Raw genomic sequence first — 20813 nt, 5'->3', positions numbered from 1 at the left:
CAAGTAGCGGGTTTCTAATAAATTGAAAATGAAGACGAATATAACTAAATTAGCTCTTTCACTTCAAAATTCACTTCACCGCTGAGATCAGCATCATAATCAACACCATTTAGGCCAAAGCCAAACAGACGGAGAAATTCAGCTTTATAGCCTTGGTAATCCGTTAGTTCATTGATGTTGTTATCATTAAGCTGCTGCCAAATTTCACGGCATGTGTTTTGTACGTCATCACGCAATTCCCAATCATCTAAACGTAGACGATGTTTTTCATCGGTCTCTGGCACTGCGTCATTGAATAACTTAGTGGCAAATAAGCGTTGAATTTGTTCAATACAGCCTTCATGGATCCCTTTTTCTTTCATAATCTTAAAGACAATAGAGATATATAACGGCATGACAGGAATTGCAGAGGAGGCCTGTGTTACAACAGATTTTAATACAGCAACATACGCTGCCCCACCCTTAGCTTGCAATTTTTGATTGATTGCATGAGCCGCACGGTCCAAATCTTCTTTTGCTTTACCCAATGTACCATGCCAATAAATTGGCCATGTTAAATCCGTACCAATATAAGAATAAGCTACAGATTGTGCGTTATCGGCTAAAACACCCGCTTCATCTAACGCATTCATCCACAGCTCCCAGTCTTGGCCACCCATGACTTTCACTGTATCTGCGATTTCCTGTTCATTGGCGGGTTCAACAACAGCTTCAATCAACACATCTTTGTTGGTATCCAGCGCAACAGATTTGTACGGTTCACCAATAGGTTTCAAGGCTGAACGTACAATTTCACCTGTTTCAGGCATTTTACGCACTGGTGATGCCAATGAATAAACCACTAAATCAATTTGGCCTAAGTCTTGTTTAATCAAATCAATAACGGTTTGACGGCATTCATCAGAAAAAGCATCACCATTAATGCTTTTTGCATACAGGCCTTCTTCTTTCGCTGCTTTGTCAAAACCTGCGGAATTGTACCAGCCCGCAGAACCAGTTTTACTTTCACTGCCTGGTTTTTCAAAAAATACACCAATGGTAGCGGCTCCGCTGCCAAATGCGGCGTTGATACGAGAGGCCAGACCGTAACCGGTGGATGCACCAATAACTAAAACTTTCTTAGGGCCATTTTTCAGCTCGCCACGTGATTTCACGTAGGCAATTTGCTCACGAACATTGGCTTCACAGCCTGCTGGATGAGCTGTAGTGCAGATAAAACCACGAATTTTAGGTTTGATAATCATAGTAATTTTTTCTTGGTAGCTAACAATCAGGGTCTAATATACCTGATATTATCCATTTACTTAAGACAGAGTGAAAATAAATAGGGTGAACAGACCAGTTTATTGGTTACTTTCCCACTAATTACCTATTTTAAATCATTGAGAGTTTCAATAACACGGCGTAATAAATCTAACTCTCGCTCAAGGTTAGTTGCTTTTCCTCTAGGTTAATGACCATATATTTTTGTGACGCCAAGGCGACTGTCATTATAGCACTCATCACCCCAGCAAATATAAGACATTGAAATATAATTTTTTAAATATCTGCTGTTGAGATTAAGGAACGTATCATCATGTTTCCAGAGCAATCCTATGACGCATTTGGGAAATACTGCAAGATATTAAAGAACTCACCCAGAGATAAAAAATATGCCTAAAACCATTACCAAGAGAAACAATAAACAACCATAACCTGTACTAAATAATTTGCTAGCCGCTTATTGCGGCTTAGGGGGTATTAAATTATGTATAACCATCACTGAGTAAACAATATCTTTTTTATTGTGAATTTTGCGAAAATGGGCATTACTAACAATACCGACCATAATCTGCATGCCATCTTTCTCATAAACCCGCTTAAATGGTGTTGTTTCGTCATCAGATATTTTATCTAAGAAATAAACATTTCGTTTATAGCGTTCAATTGTTTGCTTTGGCAAACCATATACTTCAAACATTTTCTGGTTAATCGCATCATACTCAGCCAAAATGACTGATTGGTCACGGCTATCTTTTCCTTGGGAGGAAACGAGCATTAGAGTATTTTTTTCCCGAGAAAACATCAATAAAAACAGTTTATTTGCTATTTGAGGAGAGTTTGCTGATGAACATAACGCACCTCCTTCTTGAAACTCAGTACATTGCAATCCTTTTAACTGTAATTTTTTTATATCTTCAGGGGTTTGCCCCCACTTAAACCCATAAGGGGCATCTAGCTTTTTCGTTGTGCAGCCAGAAGCGAGTACGAGTATTAACGTAAACAAAATTCCTTTTATCATCACTTCTCAAATTCCAATTAAGTCATCTAATTTGATACTATCAAAAATGAATAATTAATCAAAAATTAACTTTTCTATCATCATATTAAATGACTCGATTGATTTCTGTACCGTTAAAGCTGCCTTACTCTTCTTTGTTCTCCTGTTGTTTAGCCTCTGCCATAGCAATTTCTTTCAACCAATCTGCTAATAACGGTTTTGTTTTTACTGTATCTAATAACGCTCGTTCATGTTTAGTTAATCGTACAACTACAACTTCAGTTTTCATGTTAGACATAGCCTGATCCTCTTTAAGAATCAGAATAGTGACACAAAACACTAACAGAACGGTCTGACTTACGGTTTTTTACACGAATTTCGCGTTAGTTGACACAATAAAAAATACTTATGCTATTTCAAAAAAAACACATTGAATATAAAGAATAAATACACCTAATTAAACGACGTCAGTTCAGCAGATACTAAATATTTGAAGGGAGTTAGATACAAAAAAACCACCTAAAGGTGGTTAATTGCTAATTTTGACCATTTCTGATTAAAATTGAGATGGTGCCCAGGGCGGGACTTGAACCCGCACAGCCTAAAGGCCGAGGGATTTTAAATCCCTTGTGTCTACCGATTTCACCACCTGGGCTAAATTGTCTTTCTCAAAAAATTGGATAAATTATTAATCTACCCGACTAACCCATGCATTTAATAAAACACATTGTGATTAGCTAACTTAAAATAAAACACTTAATAGCGTTCAATTACTTTAAGATGGTGCCCAGGGCGGGACTTGAACCCGCACAGCCTAAAGGCCGAGGGATTTTAAATCCCTTGTGTCTACCGATTTCACCACCTGGGCTAAATTTTGGAGGCGCGTCCCGGAGTCGAACCGAGCTACACGGATTTGCAATCCGGTGCATAACCGCTTTGCTAACGCGCCTTATCCGAATTTCTTTCGAAATTTGGAGCGGGAAACGAGACTCGAACTCGCGACCCCGACCTTGGCAAGGTCGTGCTCTACCAACTGAGCTATTCCCGCGTAAAGCTTCACTTTTCAGCTTATGCTTTTCAAACTGGCTGATTTACTTATTTATTTTCGTAAACCATGTTGCCGTTCGATGCGTTGCATTCTACTGATTTCACCTATCGAGTCAATACAATTATTGAAATAATTGGATCGTTCGCTGTTTTTTCAATCATTTCGATCACGCTTCGCTCAAATCACCCCATGCAGCCTTTAAATATTGGAACATTGACCAGAATGTTAAGATAGCTGCAACATACATTAGTGCGATTGAAAGGTTTTCAATCAATGGCGTTGGACGCCACAATAAACCGACCAGTGACATCATCTGAGCTGTGGTTTTAAATTTACCAATCCAAGAAACAGCCACACTGCTACGCTTTCCTATTTCTGCCATCCATTCACGTAAAGAAGAAATAATAATTTCACGTGCAATCATGGTTGCTGCTGGCAAAGTCACATACCAAACATCGTAACTTTCAGTGACTAACACTAACGCTGTAGCAACCATAACTTTATCAGCAACAGGATCTAAAAAAGCGCCAAACTTTGTAGTCTGCTTCCACAGTCTTGCTAAAAAGCCATCAAACCAATCAGTTACCGCTGCGATAACAAAAATAAGCGCGCATGCAAACGGCCCCCAAGTAACAGGGAGATAAAAGGCTAATACAAAAAACGGTATTAGGATGACGCGAAATAATGTCAACCACGTTGGTATGTTTAATTTCATCACGCTCACTAACTTTTTGACCAAGTTGGATATTATGAATATGTTGCCCTAAGACACTCACTGTTTCAATGCATTATAAATCTTTTCTGCAAGGGCGTATGAGATCGAGGGCACTTTTGCGATTTCTTCTATACTTGCATTACGTAAAGGTTGTAACCCGCCCATATATTTTAGCAACATCTGCCGACGTTTCGGGCCAACCCCCTCAATTGACTCTAATGCACTAGTACTTTTGACTTTTGCTCGTCGTTGTCGATGCCCCGTAATCGCATGATTATGTGATTCATCTCGAATGTGTTGGATTACATGCAAAGCTGGGGAATCAGGTGGTAATGAAAAACCTTCGCCTTCTGGTTTTAAAAATAAGGTTTCAAGCCCCGCTTTACGGTCGCTACCCTTTGCAACGCCAATCAGCAATGGGTGTTTTTTATCCCAATCAACCTCTAGTGAATTAAACACATCCCTTGCCTGCCCTAATTGGCCTTTACCCCCATCAATAAAGATAATGTCAGGAACTTTGCTTTCATCAATGTGTTTACCATAACGCCGTGTTAAAACTTGATGCATAGCCGCGTAATCGTCTCCAGGGGTGATCCCTGTAATATTATAGCGCCGATACTCTGATTTCACCGGGCCTGATTTATCAAACACAACACAAGAGGCGACTGTTTGCTCCCCCATCGTATGTGAAATATCAAAACACTCCATACGATTGATGTTTTCTAAATTAACCACTTTTGCTAGTGCTTCCATACGTTGTTGCACCGTCGAGTGTTGCGCTAATTTTGTTGAAAGCGCAATTGATGCATTCGTTCTCGCTAATTTTAAGTAACGAGCCCTCACACCACGTGGCTGACTTTGAATATGAATTTTACGTCCCGCGATCTCAGAAAGAGACTCAGATAATAATTCTTTTTCTGTTAATGCAAAATCTAATAATATTTCGCCAGGTAGAGTTCTATTTTCACTTCCTTGCAAATAAAACTGACCTAAGAAGGTTTGAACCACTTCCTCAAGCTGTGTATCTGCTGGAATTTTAGGGAAATAACTGCGACTACCAAGGACTTTGCCTTGACGAATAAAAAGTACATGCACGCAAGCAAGACCAGATTCAAAAGAAACACCAATAACATCTAGGTCATCGCTATCACCAGATACATATTGCTCTTCCGTGACAGCTCTTACCGCTTGGATTTGATCTCTAAAACGCGCTGCATCTTCAAAGCGTAGTTCTAAACTTGCCTTTTCCATACGGTCAACTAAACCAGCCAAAACTTGTTTATCTTTACCCGTTAAAAATAAACGTACATATTCCACTTGTTGATTATAGTCTTCATCGGAAACCAACCCTTTAACACAGGGACCTAAGCAACGACCAATTTGATATTGTAAACAAGGCCTTGAGCGATTTCGATACATGCTATCTTCACATTGACGTATCGGAAATAACTTCTGCATTAACGCTAATGTTTCCCTTACTGCATAAGAACTCGGGAAAGGGCCGAAGTACTCGCCTTTAGCATGTTTCGCCCCCCGGTGCATCGAAATTCGAGGATGAGTTTCACTGCTTAAAAATAGGTAAGGATAAGATTTATCGTCACGTAACAATACGTTATAACGTGGCTGGTACAACTTAATATAGTTGTGCTCAAGTAATAGCGCTTCTGTTTCAGTATGAGTCACCGTCACATCAATAGAGGCGATTTGCTTTACCAACTGCTCTGTTTTGCGGCTACCCACATTTTCACGAAAATAACTTGCTAAGCGTTTCTTAAGATCCTTTGCCTTTCCTACATATATAACCGTTTCCCCAGCGTCATACATACGGTATACACCAGGTTGATTAGTAACTGTTTTTAAGAAAGCTTTCGGTTCGAACTGTTCTGACACTCGAGTAAACCCTGTTTTGCTGTGATTAAACCATAACTGATAGCTATATGAGTTAATTCTACATCACTACAGATATTAAGTTTACTAAACATTCGATATCGATAGGTATTTACTGTTTTAGGGCTTAAGGAAAGGGACTCCGCTACCCGTTTTATAGGCATTCCCTGGGTGATCATTAACATGATTTCTAACTCACGCCCCGATAATAAATCATATAAATCTTGTTGATTACTATAAACTAACCGCTGTAGAGCAAGGTCTTGGGCAATATCCGGCGATATAATTCTCCGTTTAACACTTACAATTTGGATAGCTTCAATAATGTCTTCTTCTGTCACATTGATACTCAATAAACCGAAAATGCCAATATCTAATGCTTTTAAAAAAAATGCAGGGTTATTTCTTACATTGTAAATAATGATCCCAACATCTGGTTGAGTTCGACGCAATGTCTGGATTGTTTTTAGTGAATCATAACGAAAACTATCACTACTGATTAAAATCATATTTGCTTTTTGGCATCTATTCCATGTAATCACGTGTTCTAGTGATGAAAAAGAAGCAACAATTTTATAACGTATTTGACGTGAAAAAATAGCCTCAAAACCACGAATTACAATATTACTGTCGTCAATTATTATAATATTAATCAATTAATACCCCTATTGGATTTTAAACCTAATAGTGAAAAATAATAAATGAATAAATAAAAAAGTCATATACAATTTTTTATTTATTTTTGTTTTATTAAAAATAACTAAATTATAATTTACATGAATGAATTATGGGCATTAATAATTAAAGGCCACCTTATTGAGTGGCCTTTATATTAAGAATAAAATGATATGTTATTTTTTTCCAACTAAACGACAAATGGTTTCTGATACTAAGTAGCTTTTCTCAAAAGAGCTGATTGGTAAAAACTCAAAACATGAGTGGAAATTAAGTGCACCAGTAAAATAATTTGGGGTTAAGATACCTCTTGCTGATAAAGCAGAGCCATCCGTACCACCGCGCATTGGGATCACCTTAGGTTCAACCTCTTGAATTTTCAATGCATCAAAAATTAAATCAATCGCTGTACGGTCATCTCCTAATGAGTCGCTAATATTGCTATACACATCTACAATGTTGCACTCAATTTTTGCACGCGGATGACGCGCTTTTATTAATTCAATCGCTTGTTTTATAAAGTGCTTTCGAGCTGAAAAACTATGACGGTCAAAATCACGGATCGCCATTTTAATTTTAGCATTATCAGGGTTTGCTATTAAATCTGTCACATAAAAGTAGCCTTCGCGATGCTCTGTATGTTCTGGGGTATCAAAACGATCAAAGCAACCAATAAAATCATGAGCTACACGAATAGGATTCAATAATACATTCTTAGCTGACATAGGATGTGCGGTAATACCTTTAATTGAAACTTCAATAGAAGCAGCATTAAACGTTTCGTACACAACCTCACCAAGAGCACAACAGTCAATGGTATAAGCAAAATCAACGTTAAAACGGGATAAATCCATAATTTTAGAACCGCGTAGGCCAATTTCTTCGTCAGGTACAAACGCAACGTAGATATCCCCACAATCAAAATCGGCATATTGCAGCTTATTCATTAATTCCATGACAACCGTTACAGCGGCTTTATTATCTGCGCCAAGTACGCTAGTTCCATCACTAAAAATAATCTCTTCACCGATATAAGGTGCAGCTTCAGGGTGCTCATCTGATTTAAACCAAATATTTTCTTTTTCATTTAAACATAAATCTTTGCCTTCATATCTTAAGGTTTGAGGCTTAACGATGGGAGATAACCCAACATCAACAGTATCTAAATGAGTCACAAAACCTATTTTTGGCGCTGAAGGCTTATTGCCTGGGCGCATTGCATATAAGATGGCATGGTCATCGATATAAACATCTTTCAAATCATAACTTTCAAGCTCTTGCGCTAATAATTTTGCCAGCTCACGTTGCCCTTCTGTGCTTGGAACAACCGTGCTTGCTGCGTCACTTTGGCTTTCAATAGCGAGATAGCGGTAAAAACGCTGCTCTAATTGCTTACCTAATTCGTTCATTTTATATTCCTTGCATTAACTATATTTACCCTACCTATTTAATAGGTAGGGTATTGGCCCTACTTATGGTGCAGGATGCCATGTGTAACCACTGTCGAAACCAATTGGGATATCAAAAGCCCAGAATAAATATAATGTTGAAGTTAAAATAATTAATAGCCCAACGGTGAATGGGATCATCATTGAGCACAATGTTCCTATTCCTGCATTTTTATAGTATTTCTGGCAATACATCAGGATTAACGGATAAAACGGAAACATCGGTGTGCTCACATTCATTGCAGAGTCGCTGACACGAAATGCCGCTTGTGTTAATTCAGGTGAAATTCCGACTGCCATTAGCATAGGCACTAATACTGGCGCCATAATTGCCCATTTTGATGTCGCAGAAGTAATCATAATATTTAAGATAGCCGTTAATAGAATAACGCCAAAAACGGTCATTCCAGATGGCATATCAAGTGTACGTAATAACTCTGCCCCTGAAAGCGCTAATAATGTGCCTAAATTAGAATGTTGGAATGAATATAAAAATTGGGCAGCAAAAAAAGCAAAAACAATAAATGGGATAAGTGACTTAGTAATATTTTCCATTGCCTTGACAACATCTTTTGTTGATGTAAAAGATTTCGTCATATAACCATAAACAATGCCTGGCAAAGCAAAGAAAATAAATAATAAAGGCACAACAATTTGCATGATAGGTGCTTTAGGGCTAGTTAAGCTACCATCAGGCCCACGTAATGGAGAGTTCTCTGGCCATAATAGTGCAAATAATCCGATACCTAAAGCAATTAGTACTAAACCAGAAATACGAAAAGCACGATTCTCAGCAGCAGTAATTTTACCTAAATTTTTTTCAGAATCAGTATCAACTTCGTTTGAACTGATTGGGCAGTTTTTATTTAGCCATGGTTCAACAATCTTCTCAGTGATAAACCAACAGGTAAAAATAACCCCGAATGTACCACCCAAACTAAAGAAATAGTTACATAAAACATTTACGCTATAACCCGGCGCTAGCATTTGTGCAGCATCTTGCGTAAAACTTTGCATTATTGGGTCAATAATTGATGGCGTATAGCTTGCAGTAAATCCCCCCGCTAAGCCTGCAAATGCAGCAGCAATCCCAGCTAATGGATGACGACCACTCGCATAAAACATCATTGCTGCAACTGGCATTAAAATGACATAGGCAGAATCTGAAGCAATATGAGAAACAATCCCCACAAACACCACTGTAGGCGTTAACATTCTTGGTGAAATAAACGACAACATTTTTTTCAATGCGGTATTAATGAAACCACTGCTTTCAGCAATACCAATACCTAATGTTGCCACTATCGTGATACCAAGAGGAGGGAAATTAATGAAGTTTTTAACTGCCGCAGTGATAAATAATATGATTTCCTCATACTGAAACATATTAACTATAGCAATTTTTTCTTTTGAAATAGGATGGTAATAACTAAAATCTACGAAAGAAAGCAGATAAGATAAAAACCAACATATAATCAGGGCGTACACAAACAGCATAGTCACATCAGGCATAACATTACCGATGCGCTCGACACGGTTTAAGAACCCTTTTTTCTTGGGAAGTGTTTTTGTTGTCATATTTACAAGCTACTTATGTTATTAGAATAGAAACTTTATAACAGTAAATAACCTATATATAAAAGTAAAATATTTTTGTGATTAGTTTTTACAGGATAAACCAGTTACAAAATAAAATATTAGAATTATTTATATTAATTTTAATTACCAAAAATTACATATCTTAAATTTTATTAACTTATAGATTTAAATGCAGGGTATATCACTTAAGTATTTGACTTCGAGTCTGCGCATACAAAAAAAGGAATAATAATTACACTTTTTTTGTATGCAAGTAAATTACACTAATGTATGTTATTCACGCTTTAATTTTTCAGTATTTGCAATATAAAGTGCAACGACTAGTACCAAAATCGCCCCTGCATGCAACAAAGTTGTCATAGGGTCACTATGATCAACGATAATTAAACGAATAATCGCAGTAATACCAATATAGATAAAATACCTTAACGGGAAATGATAGCCCGACATAAAATATTTTATTATCAAGGCAATAAACTCAAAGTATAAAAAATAAATGACAATGCCTTCTAACAACTCATAGGCCGTCGCCCCTTTTGAGCTACCAAACATTAATGAGGCCATTGTCACCGTTTCTTTAGCTAAAAAGAATACAAGTACGGCAGCGAGTGAGATCAAGCCAATATTTAATATCCATTGTAGTACCCACGCGATATTACTCGCATGACGCATTCCTTTCATACTATTCATTTGTTATTCCTCTGAACAACTTCTAAACCTAGTCATTACCTTAATTGTAAAACAAATTTAAGTCGACCGCATGACAAATAAGAGGTCAATTTAACGAATAGAATCAAAAAATATAGTCTGATCGACTGCCACTGCATTCCTTATTACTTACTATTAAATCTATAGCCACAGAGTTTAATCCGATGATGGGGACATCATTTCCATAATATCTTTCTCTGTCAACATGGGTGTTCTTTCAACAAAGTTATAATATTTGGGCTTACTATCTATGTAAATTTGCATACTCATTTGCGCATCTTTACTCTCTTTAAATAAAGCTGCTGATGCATAATATGTTGAAGGTGTGAGTAAATGATAAAAAAGGTGTGAACCACAATTCTTACAAAATGCACGTTCTCCCCATTGAGATGATGCAAAAATTGACACAGACTCTTGCCCCTCTACCATTAAATCGTTACCACAATCAACACTAAAGCCTGGGCCACCATTCCATTTTTGACACATTCCACAATGGCATACACTGACATGACTAATATCTTTTGCTGTTGTGATTTTTACAGAACCACACAAACATTGGCCTTGATGCATAGAATTTCCTTTATGTAGGTCGTAGATTTATTACTCAATATACGCATGTTTACAGCAAAAAATTCAGATATGACTTACTTTTCCTGTATTCTGAATTGTCGGCCAGTAAAACGTTTATCGTTAACAATATTACGCAACTGAGAACTATCAAGTTCTTTCGCTTCCCGTTCAAACTCTATATCTGTTTCATTTTGGTCTGTATTTTGTAACACATACTCATACGCTACTTTATTGTGCGCTATAATTTCTGTTAATACTGTATTATTCGCAGCTTGGGCTGCTATTGAAAAGCCAGTCAAAATAACGATCATAATAAATATACGAGCTAGTAATGTTTTTTTCATCATTATCTCCTATTCCGTTATGACTGTTTTAGCGCAAATCCCTGTCAGAAAAAACAGGCTATAAGTAAGTGTTCTCATGATTAAGTAAAGAGACGTCAGAACTGTCAATGACGTAAATCGAAACCAAATAGGGTACTATTCCCTATTTGGTTAATACCAATATCTAGTTATAATTCTTCATGATTCGCCTTATCTGTAGAATTGACTTCTCTTAACAAATACCAGCAGAAATAAATTAGTACTAATATTCCAACAAATAACAATACCCATAAGGTAATCGTCAGCCAGTTAAAACTACCGTCAACCACTTCCGTTATAGTTAGCCTATCTACACCACCCAACTCAATGATTGTATTATCAAGAAATAGCTGAGGATAATTTGTCATTAACTCATCAACGCTATCTGGTTTCCCTACAAGCTGGCTTGTGGTCAATTCATCAAAACTAGCTTGTTTATTCCCCCAAACAAGTAAATACGGAGCGGGACCTTGCAAATTAAAAATAAGGTTATAAGCATCTCGTTTTCCCGTTAGCCTTGGTGGCTGATCCTCCCAACTCCCTTTGAGAGCTGAGATTCTTACTTTCCCTACCATTTCACCATAGAGCGCTGTGCTCGGATTGCTAATTAAATCACCATCTATTGTTTGATTATATGCAACAATGTTAGTGAGTAATTTCCAGCTTTCACCTCTATCAGATGAATACTCTATTTTTAGTGGGATCACACGGTTTGATTGTTGCAATTGTATTTGTAATTCACTCAGTGGCTGTGCTCTTGGTAATTGATAGATTATATGATCTTTTGAAACACCATCATTCGTCATCTCAAAATGAAATAGTTCTTGACGATAAGTTGAATTAAGCACGCTAGAGGTCGCATTGACCTTTAATAAGTCAGGTATAACAATATCTGGACCACTTACTATTACAGCCATAAGATAAGGTGCATTCAATGCCTTTGAGTTGCCATTTAATAACTCAATATTATTGCTTGCAATAGTTTCTGAATTTAACTTCAAATTCATAATCGGCTGATTAGTGGCTATATTTAGCCAATTTTCTTTGTCGTCACTGGCAAAAATAAATACCTTTGCCTGCCATTCTTTCTCGCTTTTAGCCCAGTCTAATACTAGGTTTTTAATTGGCGTATCTTTAGTTTGACTTTGATTTTTCGTTAATAAATAAGCCTGATAAGCCACGTTGTCTTTAACTTGCATACTAGGCAACTCAATTCTATTCACTTTGCCAGGGATAGATTCTACTAATAGATGTTGCTTTTCTCTACGCACATCATCATGGGAGTTAACGCTATCAACCTGAGTGACCAAACGCTGTGGTGTAAAAATGATCTTTTCATTTGAAACGGATTTTTCCGTATCAGAAAATAATACTGAAGGTATTTCATTACCAGTACCATTAAAGACTCGAACATCTTGCAACGTTTTGGGGTACGCTGAGTTCATATACGCATTTACGGGAAGCTCTAACCAGTAAAAAGGAGCCGATGAATCAAGCACATTTATTTCTGAGCCTTGATAAAAACTATAAGGAGTAACCTCTTCTACTGCCTCTGCATTCAAATGACTTGAAAACAATAATGACAATGAGAAGGCTGCAATGAGCCTTACTAGTCCTATATTTTTAATTAAACTCATGGTTGTATCTCCTTTTCAACTTTCCCTTTTGTATCTTTTGGTGGTAATGGCGAAAAATACCCAACAATTAAAATTAATAATGCAACACCAATAAAAGAAATTGCACGAGAAATACCACCTTGCCCGTATATATCAATTAAGAATAACTTGGCAATAACACAAGCAAAAATACCAGCTCCCATAAACCACCAAATTCGATTTTTCTTAATAGAGGCAATAATAATACAGACTAAGGCAGCCAGTGCCCAACTGATAGAAAGTACAGTTTGCACTAAGCGTGAATCATAAAGTGTGTCATAGTTCCAATTTAGCTCAGCAAAATCTGCTATTGCACGAATTAAAATACCGTTAAACCAATAAGCAGAAAGTGCAATTGTGACTACTAACAAACTACGTAAAACCCAAAAGTTAACCGCTGTTACTTTACGTATTTTTTGAGAAAGCCCTTTACGTATTAAAACTAACGTAGCGATACTAAATAACCCAGCTTCATCTAATGGATTGATTAGCGGTATATAATTCCAAAATGTCAATTTACCATCTTCTAAATTAGCATAGCCGGACAATATAATTAGCCCGATAGCAACAGGAGTCATCGAATACCAATAAATCAGTCCATTACGTTTCATCGGCGGCATTCTATTTTGTTGTAGCCAATAGAGAACAATAACAGTTAGCGTTATGGCCATGACATAAATAAAATATCCCATTTCGTGCATGCCCCAAGGTAAAATGGAGACGAACCAATTCACTTGGGTAGCAATAAACGCAAGAATTAGCCATAAATTGGCGCTATGGAGTATTCTTTGCATCCAACGATCACGAAGCTTATATGCATGAATAACAAATAAAATAGAACTACCTAAAACAACTGGCCATATGAGAGAACCTTCACCACGCCCCATTGGGTTTTGGTCGTTTAAGAAATCTAAACCAAGATAATAATAACCTGCAATCCATAGAATAGACTGGCAAAGTAGCAAAGGTACCCAATTAATATAGATAGCATATAAACGCCAGAACCAAACTGAAATAACAACCAAGACTAGAATAATAAAGCCTTCAGACTCACGGCTCCATGATAAAATATCAGTAAATAACGGTAACCAGCACAACCAAGTCACCAAACCAATAATTAAGAAACCATAACTAAATAAAGTAAAGTTACTGTCTTCTTTACGACGAATATGGAAAAGCCCACCAGCCATAAAGCAGGCTATTAATAGCACTGGAACCATATAAGTACTACTACGGCTCCAATATAAATAAGGATAATCACTTAACAAAGTGATTGCGCTAATAACAATTAATAACGAGCCGATAGCCGCCATTTTTTTCTGGTTTTGCTGTAAACCGAACCAGAGGATTAACAACCCTTCTAATGACCAAATAATCGAGGTCCACTCAAATGTTAGCGCTAATGGAATAGCTAAAGTGATAAACCCAGCACCGATAATAATATTTGCTAACGCCATATTCTTGCCAGCGGATTTATAGCGTTTATGCACTTGTAAACCAGTAATCAGATATAACAAACCTACTATCAGTGAAATAAAGGCTGGCAGTAAACCTTCCCCTTCTGAAATAAAGAATTGAAGTGCAATACTGATAAAAGGAGGGACAAATAGAAGTGTATTATCAACAACCAATTGCTTACTGTGTTCAAAGCGTAGTGAGAATAGCTGTGTTAAGGCATTAAATACCACTAAATTAGCGATAATAAAAAGTTGGCAAGATAAATAATAGTCTGACTGGTAATTATCTAACCCCCATAAAATGGCAACACCATAAGTCATCACCATACCAACTAAATTTAAAGGTCGCCAAGCTTGCCACACACTAATAACTAAGATACCAATTGATAACATCAAATAATAAGAAAATAAAACAACATGGCTTCCACCGCCAGTCGAAAGCAATATAGGTGCTAAATACCCACCTATCGATGCAAGAACAGCTAAACTAATTGTGCGTTGCAATAATGCCAAAGCAATACTTGCCGCGCAAATAAGTAACATAAAGGCAAATGCCATCCCATAAGGCACCATCGTATACAGTTTAAAGGCAGCAAAAATAGTGATATACAAGCAACCAATTGCCCCCCCTTGTAAAATCAACCCAAATAATGCCTTTTTATTCCGTAGCCACCAGCCAGTACCTAATAAAGCTAAGCACCCTACTGCGCTGAAGATTAAACGCATTTGAGGTGAAATAATTTCATTTTGCACACTGTAATTCAGCAAATATGCGACACCTAGGAATAACAGTAGGATACCAATTTTAGCAACCGGGTTTCCTTTCATTAACCAACTAAAGAAATGATTGAATATTGATTTATCGTCACTGGCAGTATTTTGCTTTGTCTCAGGTTTATTTTGATTAAACCGATTTGCGTCTACTCGCTGTGCTTGCGTGTTATCAAACCTATTCGGATTGATACTTTCATTACTTAAAGGATGATTAAGGGAATTTTCATGGGTAGTTTGTTCCCTCATGAGAGGCGAGTTTTCTGTATCCGATAAATCATGCTCTTTTTCAACTGGCAGACAAGTCACATGGCTCATTGAGGAAATTTCTTGCTGTTTGTCTTGTTTAGCATCAACACCCGAAAGAGATTCGCTCCCCTCTTGCTCTATGTGCGTATTTTGTATTTCATCTAAACCTGATTGGGAAGACGTCACACTATCGACAGATATACTTGGCGTGTATTTAGCGTTTAAAAGCTGGGCTTCTAATGAAGAAACCTTCTGATTTAACAGCGAAATTTGGTACTGCATCCGACCTGTTCGATTGATGGCAATGATAGCAAGTATCGGAGCTAGCACTAGCAGGAAAACGAATACAAGTCCTATTAGTATCCAAGTGTCCACAAATAGGTTTCCTCATAAAAAAATTCACAATTTAGAATCTGGAAAATAAAGGCTGTGATTACTGCTAGTGTAGATAGCATTGATCTCCTTGCCAACCAAATGTAATAAACTGTTACAAAATAATTCATTACATCCTGCTTTAGGTATACTCCTGGTAAAAGAAACAATACCTTTCTTTGATGATTTATTAATACTCTCATTAGTCATTTTAGTAACTAAGAAAACCCTTAATCATCGTTTAATGACTATTTCGTTCATAAAAAAACAAACAATTGATTAAGCGCCTATATTTTTTGATGCTCTGTTTTTGATGATCATAATAGTACTAATAAAATTTTATTAGTACTATTATTTTTATTATGTTATGTATACAACACCTTTAACATCAATATATTAATCTAATAATTACTATTCTTAAATGATTATAGTTATTTAAAATTACATTAATTAGTTTCTTTATTAAACATTGCTAAAAACATATGTTCTTTAATTTAAATAAAAGTAACCACAAGGGAAAATATTAACTGTCATTTTACTGACTTTTATAAAGCAAAACCTACCGAAAAATATCAGGAGAGTTTTTAATGCTAATTCACATTATACTTGCCGCTTTAGGGCCCATAGTTCTTGGATTAGCCGTTGGTTGGCTATCGGGTAAATATGGGTTTATCAAACGAGAGTATTCCCAAGCCTTTGCTGACTTTGTGGTTAAAATAGCATTACCGTTTGCATTATTTCTTGCAGCCGCACAAGCACCGCCTTCAGTATTACTCAATATTGAATATTTATTAGCGCTAGCCGTAGGACTAATTGCAACGTATGTGATTGGTTTTATTTTTGGTAAGTTTATTTTTCGCCACACTAAAAAAGATGCGGCTATGCAAGCATTATCGGTGTCTTTTCCTGATATGGCCTACTGTGGGCCACCTGTATTACTTGCAACTGTCGGGTCATCAGGCTTGATAGCTATGGTATTAGGTAACCTGATTTATACCGTTATTATTATCCCATTTACTCTATTAATGATCAGCGGATCACAGCAAGGTAACAGTATCTTAAAATCAGTTGGTAAAGCCATTGCTCAACCCTTAGTTTTTCTCCCTATTCTAGGCGCAATACTAGCTATTTTAGGTGTTAAATTACCTGAAATATTACAAAACTCGGTAAACGAATTGGGCAAAACCGCGGGCGGAGTCGCTCTATTCTTCCTTGGTCTGCTCCTTTCAGGGATCAAACTTACAATTAGTAAGGAAATTATATTTAACGTCTTTATTAAAAATTTTGTTCAAGCCGCACTCATTTTAGGCACTGGACTCGCCTTAGGTTTACAAGATGATTTACTTAAAGCCGCGTTTATCATTGGTGTACTACCCACGGCGACCGCAGTTCCCGCATTGGCTATTAGCAACCAAGCCTATACTGAAACCTCAGCAGGAACCGTGTTATTAAGTACATTAGCCGCATTAATTTCGATTATCGGTGGTATCACTATCGTCGAAATGCTTTAATTATCAAATAAATAGTTGCCTATATTTAGGCGACTATTTCATTATGGCACCAAATTCTCTGATGATTTAATCACCCATTATTTGCCAGACAGATCACAAAAAACGTATCATAGTGATAAGTACTTTTCTTTTATACATCTGGGATATGAACAAAAAATGAAAATTAGTGATGAGTTAGCTTCTGCTATCGCTTCCGTTACCGAGGTTGCAGCAGTGGCTGCCTTCGATTGGGTGGGAAAACAAGATAAAAATGCCGCAGATAAAGCCGCTGTAGAAGCGATGAGAAATCGCCTAAATGAAATTGATTTTCACGGTAAAATTGTCATTGGTGAAGGTGAAATCGACGACGCTCCCATGTTATATATTGGCGAACAAGTTGGCAAAAAATCAGGTTCTATTGGCTTAGATATTGCGGTAGATCCTATCGATGGAACACGTATGGTAGCGTGTAATGAAAAAAATGCCATTGCCGTACTTGCCGCGGCTCCAACAGGAACACTACTTCAAGCACCTGATATGTATATGGAAAAACTTGTTGTTGGGGCTGCCGCTAAAGGGGCCGTTCATCTGGCAAATCCCCTAGAAAAAAATTTAGAATTCCTTTCTTCTGCACTTAATAAACCCATTTCAAATCTTTCAATCGCAGTGCTTGATAAACCTCGCCATCAACATATTATTAAAACTATCCGTAGTTTTGGTGCTAATGTGATTACCATCCCTGATGGTGATGTCCTCGCCTCATTACTTACTATCCTTCCTGAACATCCCATTGATATGATGTATGGAACTGGCGGCGCTCCTGAAGGCATTATCAGTGCAGCTATCGCTCGTGCTTTAGGCGGTGATATGCAAGCAAGACTAATTTCGCGAGATAAAGCCAAAGGAGATAACGAAGAAAATAAACAACTCGCGGCACAAGAAATATTGCGCTGTCAACAAATGGGGTTAGAAATTGGTGAAGTGCTATCTTTAGACCAGATGGTGAGTACTTCTGATGTCATATTTGCCGCCACAGCTATCACACCAACCATCTTGATGGATGGTGTATCAATAGATGCGTACAGCCGTATTTCAAATACCATTTTGGTTAATGGTAGTGACCGCTCGCTAAAACTGATTAATAATCGCTATTTTAATTAATACGTCTATTACCGCATGTCACATATATCAAAAGGGCTTTTTAGCCCTTTTGATTACTGCGATTTAAGATGAAAATTAACGCTCAAGAGTCATACGATTTAACATCGGAGCGGTTAAAACCATCAAAATTGCAATCACACCAGTCACTAAACCAATTTTCAAGAATACGTCACTGTACACAGCCAAAGATTCGACTTTGCTGGTAAGTTCACCTTCTGGTGCTGCTGCCATTGAAGCAACGTACCCTGCAATAAATGCGGCCGCTGAGTTTGTTAAGAACCATGCGCCCATAATAAAGCCCATTAAACGCTGTGGAACTAACTGAGCTACCATAGCAAGACCAAGGCCTGAGATCATCAGCTCACCAATACTTTGGAAACCGTAACAAATAACCAGCCATTCAACAGAAACAATCCCCGCTTCATTTGCAAATTTTGCACCTAATGGCAAAACTAAGAATGCAGCAGAACATAACAACATACCAATCGCGAATTTATGTGGCATTGGTAAGTTATCGCCCATTTTATTATAAATCGCGGCTAAAATTGGGCTTCCAATCATGATCCATAATGGATTCAGAGCTTGGTATTGTGCGGGTTCAATAGAAAAACCAAAAACTTCATGTTCTACGTTATGTAATGCAAAAAAGTTTAATGATGTCGGCATTTGACTATAAAGAACGAAGAATACTATCGCTTCAAGCATTAAAATTAATGCAACAATCATTCGACGGCGAGCCGTACCTTTCAGTGCTAATGTTTCTTTGATAAAGATAACTAGAATACCCAAAGAAATAATCGCTAATGCTGTACGAGCGATACCGAGGTTATGCAATAGCCATGTAGAAATCGCGATTAATGCAATAACCCCTGCTACTGTAGCAACTAATCTTGAAAGAACAACAGGAGCAAAGTCAGGTTTTGAGCCATGTTGAGAAACCCATTTTTTACACATATAGAAGTTAATCAATGTGATCATCAGGCCCACAACACTAAGAGAGAACGCGACATCCCAACCATAATGTTTTGCTAACCATGGCGTTGCAATCATTGAGAAGAATGAACCAATATTAACGGACATATAATACATGGTAAATGCGCCGTCTAACCGTGGGTCATCTTTTTCATAGCAGGTCGATAAGAGTGATGATGGATTCGCTTTAAATAAACCATTACCAACTGCAATGGTTGCTAAACCAACATAGACCATCGATACATCATGCCCTGAGAAAGCAACAAATGCATACCCTGCAATCAGAGTGATTGTTCCAAGGACAATGACACGTTTTGTTCCAAGAACTTTATCCCCTAACCAACCGCCAACTGCAACAAAGCCATAAACTAATGCTGCAAACGCTGAGAAAAGTGTAATTGATTCTGTTTCTGACATACCCAGCACTTGGCTTAGATATATTGGAAGGATCCCTTGAAGACCGTAGTAACCAAAACGTTCCCAGAGCTCGATAGAAAAAATAAGATAGAATGAGCGAGGTTGCTTAAACGCGTTAAGACTAACTTCCTCTTTGTTATTTGTTGTGGACACAAGTTACCTCTAGTACAACCTGTACATATGCAAAAAAACCACGGAACGCTCTATGCGCTCTCGCATTGTTATGATCTCAAGAATTCAAAGTTGAAAAGATTCACTTTTGGTAGGAGGAGTATCATTCCCTGACCTCAAAACAAACAAAACTGTGTGTAGACTTGTTTATGGATCTCAAACATAAATTCAATGAGTTAAAGCATATTTGATTATTTATTCAACATTAACTGGCAGATAACCCGCCAAGAACCCAATAATCAATTAAGCCATATACGTTATTTATGCACCAAAATTAAAGAATTAGCTAGTATTAATTGCTACATCAATTGAATTTAATCGTGATTTACTTCAATTTTTTACAAAATTGCCAAATTATTATCGATTACTAATTAGTCATTTGTTTATTAAATGTTAAGAATATTGTTCTATAGTGAAACTATAACGCCCTATTTATAACCCTATGATTTATTGCTGTAAGCGTTATGGGAAACTAAAAATATCCATAACAAATGAGCACTTTTTTCTTTTATGATAAGAAAGGATTTAGAGAATAGCAGCTGAATAGACATTCAAACTGGAATTTTGGATAAAAAAAAGCCCAGTAACAAACTGGGCATAATGCATTCTACTCAAGGATCTTTTGCTAAATTCAAACTATCACTACGTAGGTGCATTATTACATTACTTCGTGTAAAGAAATGAATGATGAGGGTAAATATATGAATGTTTACGCAAGCAAACAGTATATAGATACTAATAAGACTGGCTAAGAAGGAAAAAAGTTCATCTTTTTTTTAAAATTTTTATCTATTCTTTGCCTAATGTGCTAATAGCAACAATTAAC

Annotated in this window: 16 protein-coding genes and 4 tRNA genes; 2 read left to right on the top strand and 18 right to left on the bottom strand. The window is 37.0% G+C overall.

Going from position 1 to position 20813, the window contains the following annotated elements:
- Positions 1–44: 44 nt before the first annotated feature.
- The 17 genes from fabV to PSF31_RS06020 form a co-directional block, all read right to left on the bottom strand.
- Positions 45–1244, bottom strand: a complete 1200-nt coding sequence (gene fabV / locus PSF31_RS06100) for an enoyl-ACP reductase FabV (RefSeq protein ID WP_004263421.1) — start codon at positions 1242–1244, stop codon at positions 45–47.
- A 476-nt stretch (positions 1245–1720) separates the two neighbouring features.
- Entirely contained in the window at positions 1721–2281 is a 561-nt protein-coding gene (locus tag PSF31_RS06095; RefSeq protein WP_004263412.1) for a hypothetical protein, read from the bottom strand.
- Between the two features lie 124 nt (positions 2282–2405).
- Positions 2406–2558: a hypothetical protein gene (locus PSF31_RS06090; protein WP_036958643.1), complete on the bottom strand. Its 153-nt coding sequence runs from the start codon at positions 2556–2558 to the stop codon at positions 2406–2408.
- 270 nt (positions 2559–2828) lie between these two features.
- A tRNA-Leu gene (locus tag PSF31_RS06085) sits at positions 2829–2915 on the bottom strand.
- 126 nt (positions 2916–3041) lie between these two features.
- Positions 3042–3128 (bottom strand) — tRNA-Leu (locus tag PSF31_RS06080).
- A 7-nt stretch (positions 3129–3135) separates the two neighbouring features.
- Positions 3136–3209: transfer RNA gene (locus PSF31_RS06075), tRNA-Cys, on the bottom strand.
- 23 nt (positions 3210–3232) lie between these two features.
- Positions 3233–3308 (bottom strand) — tRNA-Gly (locus PSF31_RS06070).
- A 166-nt stretch (positions 3309–3474) separates the two neighbouring features.
- Entirely contained in the window at positions 3475–4023 is a 549-nt protein-coding gene (pgsA, locus tag PSF31_RS06065) for a CDP-diacylglycerol--glycerol-3-phosphate 3-phosphatidyltransferase (RefSeq protein ID WP_004263394.1), read from the bottom strand.
- Positions 4024–4080: 57 nt separating this feature from the next.
- Positions 4081–5913 (bottom strand): excinuclease ABC subunit UvrC, encoded by a 1833-nt coding sequence (uvrC, locus tag PSF31_RS06060; protein WP_096865115.1) that lies wholly within the window; start codon positions 5911–5913, stop codon positions 4081–4083.
- The gene (locus PSF31_RS06055) at positions 5880–6566 is read right to left on the bottom strand and encodes a LuxR C-terminal-related transcriptional regulator (protein ID WP_112307464.1); all 687 of its coding nucleotides are present in this window, start codon (positions 6564–6566) and stop codon (positions 5880–5882) included. The genes uvrC and PSF31_RS06055 overlap by 34 nt, the downstream gene beginning before the upstream one ends.
- A gap of 195 nt (positions 6567–6761) precedes the next feature.
- Positions 6762–7994 (bottom strand): peptidase T, encoded by a 1233-nt coding sequence (pepT, locus tag PSF31_RS06050; protein ID WP_164560981.1) that lies wholly within the window; start codon positions 7992–7994, stop codon positions 6762–6764.
- Positions 7995–8057: 63 nt separating this feature from the next.
- On the bottom strand, positions 8058–9611 hold the full coding sequence (locus PSF31_RS06045; protein ID WP_004263378.1) for an AbgT family transporter: 1554 nt from the start codon (positions 9609–9611) through the stop codon (positions 8058–8060).
- A gap of 294 nt (positions 9612–9905) precedes the next feature.
- Entirely contained in the window at positions 9906–10313 is a 408-nt protein-coding gene (psiE, locus tag PSF31_RS06040) for a phosphate-starvation-inducible protein PsiE (RefSeq protein ID WP_172412229.1), read from the bottom strand.
- 183 nt (positions 10314–10496) lie between these two features.
- The gene (locus PSF31_RS06035; RefSeq protein ID WP_094961219.1) at positions 10497–10910 is read right to left on the bottom strand and encodes a GFA family protein; all 414 of its coding nucleotides are present in this window, start codon (positions 10908–10910) and stop codon (positions 10497–10499) included.
- Between the two features lie 74 nt (positions 10911–10984).
- Complete coding sequence (locus PSF31_RS06030) at positions 10985–11257, bottom strand: hypothetical protein (RefSeq protein ID WP_219144521.1); 273 nt, start codon at positions 11255–11257, stop codon at positions 10985–10987.
- Positions 11258–11421: 164 nt separating this feature from the next.
- A complete protein-coding gene (locus PSF31_RS06025) occupies positions 11422–12909 on the bottom strand; it encodes a DUF3999 family protein (protein WP_096865112.1) in 1488 nt (495 codons plus the stop codon).
- Positions 12906–15779: a DUF2339 domain-containing protein gene (locus tag PSF31_RS06020; RefSeq protein WP_096865111.1), complete on the bottom strand. Its 2874-nt coding sequence runs from the start codon at positions 15777–15779 to the stop codon at positions 12906–12908. The genes PSF31_RS06025 and PSF31_RS06020 overlap by 4 nt, the downstream gene beginning before the upstream one ends.
- A 584-nt stretch (positions 15780–16363) precedes the next feature.
- On the opposite strand from PSF31_RS06020, the gene PSF31_RS06015 reads away from it, so the two are divergent.
- Both PSF31_RS06015 and glpX read left to right on the top strand, forming a co-directional pair.
- Positions 16364–17287 carry an AEC family transporter gene (locus tag PSF31_RS06015; RefSeq protein WP_096865110.1) on the top strand — a complete coding sequence of 308 codons (924 nt, stop codon included), beginning with the start codon at positions 16364–16366 and terminating at the stop codon, positions 17285–17287.
- Between the two features lie 162 nt (positions 17288–17449).
- A complete protein-coding gene (gene glpX / locus PSF31_RS06010) occupies positions 17450–18427 on the top strand; it encodes a class II fructose-bisphosphatase (RefSeq protein WP_420719997.1) in 978 nt (325 codons plus the stop codon).
- A 75-nt stretch (positions 18428–18502) separates the two neighbouring features.
- On the opposite strand, the gene dtpA is transcribed toward glpX, so the two are convergent.
- The gene (gene dtpA / locus PSF31_RS06005; RefSeq protein ID WP_096865108.1) at positions 18503–19969 is read right to left on the bottom strand and encodes a dipeptide/tripeptide permease DtpA; all 1467 of its coding nucleotides are present in this window, start codon (positions 19967–19969) and stop codon (positions 18503–18505) included.
- Positions 19970–20813: the final 844 nt, after the last annotated feature.

It is taken from the genome of Providencia sp. PROV156, from assembly GCF_028480905.1.
Classification (GTDB): Bacteria; Pseudomonadota; Gammaproteobacteria; order Enterobacterales; family Enterobacteriaceae; genus Providencia; species Providencia hangzhouensis.
Note: the sequence above shows the minus strand (reverse complement) of the source record. Positions and strands in the feature narration are given on the sequence as shown.